Here is a 1,747-nt window from a genome sequence, read left to right on the forward strand (position 1 = left end):
GCCCGACCCCCAGCAGGGCAACTCCTACCTGGACGTCGAGTTCGGCGCCGGGGTCATCCCGTTCGCGACTTCTTCGGCGAGCTGACGGGTGGGGGCCGCTTCGAGTACCTGTGGGAGCAGGACTCTGGTCCGAACGCCCAGCCCAACCCGCCCGGGTCGTTGGGCGCCGCCGAGCGGAGCTACCAGCGCATGGTGGAACTGCGGGGTGCCCGGTGAGCGCCTGGCGACTGACGGAGACCGGTCCGCTTCCGGAGCCGGACGCGGCCCGGCCCGACCGTTCCCGCTCCGGGGCGCGGCGACTGCTGGTCGTCGCGGCGGTGGTGCTGCTGACCCTGGTCGGCGCCGGCAGCTTCGCGGCCGCCGGCACCGGGGTGTTCTCCGCCGAACGGCCCGAGGGCTGCGCCAAGCCGGACCGCAGCCTCCAGTTGTACGCGGTGGAACTGCCGAAGGACGGCACGCAGATCCGGCTCGGCTACGGCCTCACCCCGGAGACGGCCTCCTACCCGGGCCCGACCATGGAGATGATGGAGGGGGAGTGCCTCGCCATCACCCTGCACAACCAGGTCTCCGCCGAGACGCTGGCGGCGCTGCGCACCAACCCGGCCCACCCGCTCGGCGTCTCGCTGCACGTGCACGGGGTGAAGTACACCCAGCAGTCCGACGGCACGGTGCAGAGCGCGTCGTACGTCCCGCCGGGTGAGTCGCGCACCTACACCTGGTACGCCCAGCCCCGCAACAACCGGACCGGCGCGCAGGGCACCGCCGGCTACTGGTGGTACCACGACCACGTGGTGGGCGGGCCGCACGGCACCCAGGGCCTCTCCGCTGGGCTCTTCGGCGGGCTGGTCGTCCGCCGGCCGAGCGACCCGAAGCCGGACCGGACGTACGTGACGGCCTTCGGTGACCGGCAGAGCATCAACCTGCGTCGCGGCGAGGCCACCGACACCTGCGACACGGTGAATCCGCAGCCCGGCCCGACCTGCCTGGTCGCCAGGAAGGGGGAGCGGGTCGAGTTCGTCGTCATCGGCATCGGCAACGACATGCACACCTTCCACCTGCACGGCCACTCCTGGGCGGACACCCGGACGGGGGTGGTGAGCAACGGGCAGCCGTTCGCCGACTCCGTACCGATCATCGACAACAAGACGCTCGGCCCCGGCGACTCCTTCGGCGTCCAGGTGGTGGCCGGTGACTCGGTCGGACCGGGGCACTGGATGCTGCACTGCCACATGCAGTTCCACTCCGACGCCGGCATGTCGACGATGCTGCACGTCCTCGACGAGAACGGGCAGATGCCCCCGGGGATGGACCACCAGCACCCGGCAGCCGCGCCGGCCACCGCCGGCACCACCTCCGCGCCGGCCACCGCCGGCATCACCTCCGCGCCGGCCACCGCCGGCACCGCACACCAGCACAACTGACCAGCGGTCCGGTCCGCGGTCACCGACGCCCGCGGACCGGGTGGCTGCTGGTCCCAACCTGCTCCGGTGAGCGCCACACCCCACCGGCAGCGGAACGACCCGGAAGATCCTGTCCCTCAATCAGGAGGAGTCGAGATGGCTCACAGACGCCATTTCCGGTTCTCCCGCTGGGTCGGACGCCTTCGCGCCGACTCGACGGGTCCCATCACACCCACCACGCCCACCCTCACCACTCCGCGTCGCGTCCCCGCGCCGCGCCGCGTCGGCGCCCTGGCGTCGAGCGCCGCGCTGGCGCTCGGCGTGTTGGCCCTGCCCGCCCAGGCCGT

Annotated in this window: 3 protein-coding genes; all 3 read left to right on the plus strand. The window is 72.5% G+C overall.

All coding sequences use genetic code 11. The features are described 5' to 3' along the window. On the plus strand, nucleotides 1-216 hold a 216-nt coding region (locus tag JNW87_RS38325; protein ID WP_238455436.1), incomplete at its 5' end, for a hypothetical protein. Further along, the gene (locus JNW87_RS38330) at nucleotides 213-1,421 is read left to right on the plus strand and encodes a multicopper oxidase domain-containing protein (protein ID WP_109801699.1); all 1,209 of its coding nucleotides are present in this window, start codon (nucleotides 213-215) and stop codon (nucleotides 1,419-1,421) included. The genes JNW87_RS38325 and JNW87_RS38330, both read left to right, overlap by 4 nt. A 135-nt stretch (nucleotides 1,422-1,556) precedes the next feature. Then, on the plus strand, nucleotides 1,557-1,747 hold a 191-nt coding region (locus JNW87_RS38335; RefSeq protein ID WP_238455437.1), incomplete at its 3' end, for a hypothetical protein.

Source organism: Micromonospora sp. ATA51, assembly GCF_016802855.1.
GTDB classification, from domain to species: Bacteria; Actinomycetota; Actinomycetes; order Mycobacteriales; family Micromonosporaceae; genus Micromonospora; species Micromonospora sicca.